Raw genomic sequence first — 5457 nt, 5'->3', positions numbered from 1 at the left:
GCCCGGTTTCCCGTCAGCAACTTTTCAATCCCCTCCTCGGACTGCCAGCGGCGCAGCTGCAGCAGCACATAACTTGCCATGGCGAAATTCCCCAGCAGCATGATGAGCACGAACCACAGGGCGCCTCGGGCCGGGGCCCGCTCGCGCCAGGCCACCCAGAGCCAGAAAAAGAGAAAACCGAAGTAGGCGTCGGCCAAAGTGGCCCGAAACCAGGGGTCGGGCCAGAGCTCGCGGCCGGCGCTGAACACATCCTGTTGCAGCGAGGCGGTGAGGGTGACGAAGAGCATCACCGCCAGCACGGCCAGGCAGATGGCGCTAAGCAGGGATTTCATGTCAGTTCCCCTCCAGCAGGTCGCGTTTGAGTTTTTCGTCGATGGGATCCCGGCCGAGCCAGATGCCGAAATAGGCCGCGGCGAAATCCTCTCCTTCGATGGTGATCAGGGGACTGCCGTTCAGGGCCAGCTCCGTCCCCTGGCCGGGGCGATAGGTCAGGGAATACCGGTCTCCCGGCTTGACGTCGCGGTAGCTGGCGTTCAACCGCTCCACCCGTTCGCGGATTCCAGCCAGTTGCCGCGGCGTCAGGTTTCGCTCCAGCACCGGCGCCGCCCCCTTGCCGAAGTCGCTGCCCTGGATCGGAACCAGGTAGCTGATTTCCAGCCGTTTGGGTATGTTGTCGAGGGCTTGGCTCGCCGGAACCCCCTCAGGCAGGTAGAGGGCCGCCACGTAAGCCTTGATGAACAGCAGGTAGCGAAGCAGCGCCGCGTTGTGCAGCTGCAGGGGGGTGCTTTCCACCTGGATCTGCTCGGCAAAGGTCACCCCCTGAATCGTCAGGCCGGCGGCGGCCCCTGGAGTCAGGAGGATGAAACAGAAAACATAACACCACCACCGGTAGGCGATCATAGGTAACCCTCAAGATTATAAGGAAGTTTAGCAGCCGGTGATGGGATCGCAACCGCAGGCCGGACGGCTGTGCGCTGCGGGATTTCGCCGGTTTGCTATAGTTAAAAGCAAATCGTGCGAAGAGAAGGGAATCGGAAGGAGCGAGCATGAAAACGGGGCTGTGCCGCTGGTTGCTGGCAGTGAGTATCCTGGGATTGCTGTCGGCCTGTGCCGGCGAGAGGCCGAACAACCTGGGGGTGACGGATGGCCGGCTGGCTCCCTGCCCGGCATCCCCCAATTGCGTTTCCAGTCAGGTCGAAAGCGAAGGCCAGCGGATCGCGCCGCTTTCCTTCTCCGGTGACGCAGAGGCGGCTTTCGCCCGCCTGGTGCAGGTACTGCGGGAGCGAAAGGACGCCATGATCATCGATCAGACGGACGATTACCTTCGCGTCGAATTCTCGACCACCTTCTTTGTCGATGACGGCGAATTTCTGCTCGATCGTCAACAGCAGGCGGTAGCGGTCAGGTCGGCCTCCCGGCTGGGCTATTCCGACCTGGGGAAGAATCGGCGCCGAATCGAAGAGATTAGGCGCGCATTCGGTCAGGCCGGGAGCTCCCCATGAACGTTCTGCTGTCGGCCATGGAGCGCGGTCTGCTCCCCGATGCCCTTATCCGCTTGGGCATTCGGCACCTGCTGCGGGTGCGACTGGCCGCCGAGGGGCGCGGTGACGTCGAGGCGAGGCGGCAACGGCAGCGGGCGTTTCTGGAGCACCTCCGGGACGGTCCCCTGGCGTTGGCGGTCGATGCCGCCAATCGCCAGCACTACGAATTGCCGCCGGAATTCTTTGTCCAGGTCCTGGGCCCGCGGCGCAAATACAGCTGCTGCCTCTTTCCAGGCGGGGTTGACGACCTGGCCGCCGCCGAAGAGGCCATGCTGCGGCTGACCTGCCAGCGGGCGGCGGTGGCCGACGGCATGGATATCCTGGAGCTGGGCTGCGGGTGGGGTTCCCTGACCCTGTGGATGGCCGAGCACTATCCCCGGGCCCGCATCACCGCGGTGTCCAATTCGGCGCCCCAGCGCGAGTTGATCGAAGCCGCCTGTCGGGAGCGCGGATTCGCCAACGTTCGGGTCATTACCGCCGACATGAACGAGTTTTCCAGCGCTGAGACCTTCGACCGGATCGTTTCGGTGGAAATGTTCGAACATATGCGCAACTACCCCGAACTGCTCCGCCGCATCTCCGGCTGGCTGAAGGATGACGGGCGGCTGTTCGTCCACATCTTCTGCCACCGGGAACTGGCCTACTTTTTCGAAACCGACGGCGCGGACGACTGGATGGGGCGCTACTTCTTCACCGGCGGCATCATGCCGTCGGACCATCTCCTCTTCTATTGCAACAATAACCTGATCGTCCAGGACCACTGGCGGGTCAATGGTCTGCACTACCGGAAGACCTGCGAACACTGGTTGCGGCGCCAGGATGAACGGCGTGAGCAGATTCTGCCGATTTTCGACAAGGTCTACGGAGCCGACGCCGATATCTGGTTCCGACGCTGGCGGGTCTTTTTCATGGCGTGCGCCGAACTGTTCGGATTCAACGGCGGCAACGAGTGGTTCGTGGCCCATTACCTGCTCAGAAAACATGGTCGAATGAACTTGGCGGACAGCTGAGACAACCGGGGAGATTGGAACGGGAAGAGCCAGGCAATGGAAAAATGCCGCTTGGTGGCCGAAATAAACGAAGCCCCTGTCCCATCGAGGACAGGGGCTCAAGTTTACGCTAGAAACGACGGTGATCTTTTCGAGTTGATCATTCGAATTGGAGATCAGAAGATTCGTAAATACTTCCCCAGGACCATTCTATCAATATCCGGTTCCCGCCGTTCAGCGCTTGGATGCTGTCGGCGTCTTGCAAAATCCTTTTTGTAGCAAAATTCCAGCGTTTGTTGTCGTATCTGCCTTGTTTGAGTTGATTGCAGCGGCGCCGATGGTTTAATGTTGCTCGGTTGTTCCGGTGGGCAGAAATGGCTGACGAATCGATCCATTAATGCGATAAGAGGGGGTTATGAACCTGATACTTCTGTTTGAAGAGGATTTCGTTAACGATGGCCTGGTGCGACTCACCGGACGACGGCTGCAGCATGTGCTGGAGGTCCATCGGGCCGAAGTCGGTCAGGAGTTGTGCGTCGGGCTTTGCGGGGGGATGATCGGTCGCGGCCGGGTCGCACGGCTGGACAAGGACGTGCTGGAGATGGAGGTGGTGCTTGAGCGGCAGCCGCCCCCTAAGCTGCCGGTGACCCTGCTGCTCGCGCTGCCGCGGCCGCCGGTGTTCAAACGGGTGCTGCTGGCGGCGACGTCGATGGGGGTGGCGCGGATCGTGCTGATGAACTCAGCACGGGTCGAGAAAAGTTTCTGGAAGAGCCGGGTGCTGGCCGGGGATAATCTGCAGGAACCGCTGGTGCTGGGGTTGGAGCAGGCCCGCGACACGGTTCTGCCCGAAGTGCTGCTGCGCCCCCGGTTCAGGCCCCTGGTCGAGGATGAGCTGCCGGAGCTCTGTGCCGGCACCACCTGCCTGGTGGCCCACCCGGTTGCCGCGGGGCCCTGTCCCAGTGGTCTTTCCGGCCCGGTTACCCTGGCCATCGGCCCCGAAGGGGGCTTCATCCCTTACGAAGTCGACAAGCTGTCCGAGTGCGGCTTTGTTCCCATCTCGCTGGGCGAGCGCATCCTGCGCGTCGAAACCGCCGTTCCGGCGGTCCTTTCCCGCCTATTCTAAGCTTTTTCGCTGCAGACCCGGTTCCGCCCTGCATTTTTGGCCCGATACAGGGCTTCATCGGCCTCTTTCAGGGCCCCGGTCAGATCGAGAGCTTCACCGCTGATGACCGCAACGCCCAGGCTGACAGTGACCTGCAGGCTCTGCCCTTCGATGTCTAACGGGGTGTCGCCCACGGCCCGGCGCATGCGCTCTGCCACCGATACAGCGGAGGACAGGTTCGTTGCTGGCAATATCGCCAGGAATTCCTCGCCGCCGTAGCGGCCGAAGAGATCGTAGTCGCGCAGCTCGAGCTTGATGCGGCGAGTCACCTGGCGCAATACCAGGTCGCCGGCGATGTGGCCGAGCGTGTCGTTGATGTTCTTGAAGCGGTCAAGGTCGAGCATGACCAGGGCGATGGAACGCGAAGGTGTCTGTTCGCCGCTGCGGCGCAGGCGGGAAGTCTCTTTGCGGGCGCGGGAGAGGATTTCCCCCCGGTTGAAGGCGCCGGTGAGCGGGTCGATGGTGGCCAGGTGCCGGAGCCTGTCCTGGGCCAGTCGCAGCTGGTTGGTCCCCTTGCGAACCACCAGGTACGAGGCGCCGCAGACGGCGGCCAGGATCAGGGTGAGCAGCAGCGCCGAGGTGATCACCCCCCCGTTGATCTCGCCGCGATAGCGGGTAACATCGGCATAAATCTCGAAGCAGCCGATAACGTCCCCCTGGGCCGAGCGGATGGGAACGTAGGTTTCCACCACGTCCACGTCGATCTGTTGTTCTTCCGCCAGGTCGATGACCGACTCCTTGTTTTCCAGCTTCGAATCGTTGTGCCCCGCCAGGGCGTTGTCGAGCCGCGGGTTGGTGTCGTCGATATGGCCGATGATCGAAGGGTCGGTGCTGTAAATGATCCGGCGCTCGCGGTCGTAGATCTTGATCTTGACGATGTTGAAGGGCTTCAGAAAAGAGCGGAAACGGCGATCGAGGCGACTGATGTTCTGCGGCGTGATGGAGAGTGCGTCCTTTTGCGCAGGCCCGGAGAGGTTTTTCCTTTCGTGGGCCAGGATCAGCTCGCTCAGGCTGACGGCGTCATCCTCCGCCCCGCGAATGATGTGTCGCTGAAATACCTCGTAGATGCCGAAGCTGGCGACGGTGATGATGACGATTATGGAAATGACCGCTACCAGGCTCATCAGCCGCAGCAGGCCCTGTGGGTCGATGTGGCTCAGTTCGTGATCGGCCGGTTTTTCTTCGGTCATGTCGGCACCTTGGTGTTCAGGGTTTTCCCGCGAAGTGCGGGGTTTTTTACTGAGGGCTGAGGATACTACAGATCATTTTTTTACGGTAGCTGAAAATCCTCTGCAGCTGGGCGCGAACCATCGGCTCGGCCAGTTCGCCGAGGTGGCGCAGCGGCAGCTGGTAGCGCACTTCGTCTTCGACCGTCGTCTGTCCGTCGGCTTCATGGAACCGATGGCTGTGCACCCACCTGCGGTACGGCCCGCGGAGCTGCTCATCGACAAAGCGGTGCGGCGGTTCCCATTGGGTGATTTCGGTGCGCCAGTCGAAGCTGATGCCGAACAGGCGCAGCCGGTAGTCGATCAGGGTCCCCCGGTGGATGTCGATCGGCTGCGGAGTCAGAATACGAAAATGCAGCTCGGGCGGGGTGATGCGGTCAAGGTTGCCGGCGTCGGCGAAAAAGGCGAAGACCTCTTCAATCGGCAAGGGGATGGTGAGGCTGTCGTAATAGCTGTGGCTTGCCGGCTTTTCCATCAATCCTCCTGGCGGTGGGCGATGAAGGGGGTGTAGCGGGTGGCCTCGAACTGAATATTGCCGG

The 5457-nt window shown here is 61.7% G+C and carries 7 protein-coding genes; 3 read left to right on the top strand and 4 right to left on the bottom strand.

Features of this window, described 5'->3' with window-relative positions; genetic code table 11:
• Both ABYV89_RS14170 and ABYV89_RS14165 read right to left on the bottom strand, forming a co-directional pair.
• Positions 1-332 (bottom strand): DUF1475 family protein (locus tag ABYV89_RS14170; protein ID WP_432823589.1); only part of this gene is annotated, 332 nt, incomplete at its 3' end.
• A gap of 1 nt (position 333) precedes the next feature.
• The gene (locus tag ABYV89_RS14165) at positions 334-900 is read right to left on the bottom strand and encodes a chalcone isomerase family protein (protein ID WP_432823588.1); all 567 of its coding nucleotides are present in this window, start codon (positions 898-900) and stop codon (positions 334-336) included.
• 146 nt (positions 901-1046) lie between these two features.
• On the opposite strand from ABYV89_RS14165, the gene ABYV89_RS14160 reads away from it, so the two are divergent.
• The 3 genes from ABYV89_RS14160 (at position 1047) to ABYV89_RS14150 (ending at position 3653) form a co-directional block, all read left to right on the top strand.
• Positions 1047-1502 (top strand): DUF1499 domain-containing protein, encoded by a 456-nt coding sequence (locus ABYV89_RS14160; protein WP_432823587.1) that lies wholly within the window; start codon positions 1047-1049, stop codon positions 1500-1502.
• Complete coding sequence (locus ABYV89_RS14155; RefSeq protein ID WP_432823586.1) at positions 1499-2551, top strand: SAM-dependent methyltransferase; 1053 nt, start codon at positions 1499-1501, stop codon at positions 2549-2551. Before ABYV89_RS14160 ends, ABYV89_RS14155 begins: the two co-directional genes overlap by 4 nt.
• Before the next feature lie 394 nt (positions 2552-2945).
• Positions 2946-3653: a 16S rRNA (uracil(1498)-N(3))-methyltransferase gene (locus ABYV89_RS14150; protein WP_432823585.1), complete on the top strand. Its 708-nt coding sequence runs from the start codon at positions 2946-2948 to the stop codon at positions 3651-3653.
• On the opposite strand, the gene ABYV89_RS14145 is transcribed toward ABYV89_RS14150, so the two are convergent.
• Both ABYV89_RS14145 and ABYV89_RS14140 read right to left on the bottom strand, forming a co-directional pair.
• Complete coding sequence (locus ABYV89_RS14145; RefSeq protein ID WP_432823584.1) at positions 3650-4882, bottom strand: GGDEF domain-containing protein; 1233 nt, start codon at positions 4880-4882, stop codon at positions 3650-3652. The genes ABYV89_RS14150 and ABYV89_RS14145 overlap by 4 nt on opposite strands.
• A gap of 46 nt (positions 4883-4928) precedes the next feature.
• Entirely contained in the window at positions 4929-5393 is a 465-nt protein-coding gene (locus ABYV89_RS14140) for an SRPBCC family protein (RefSeq protein ID WP_432823583.1), read from the bottom strand.
• Positions 5394-5457: the final 64 nt, after the last annotated feature.

It is taken from the genome of Trichloromonas sp. (genome assembly GCF_041583255.1).
GTDB lineage: Bacteria > Desulfobacterota > Desulfuromonadia > Desulfuromonadales > Trichloromonadaceae > Trichloromonas.
Note: the sequence above shows the minus strand (reverse complement) of the source record. Positions and strands in the feature narration are given on the sequence as shown.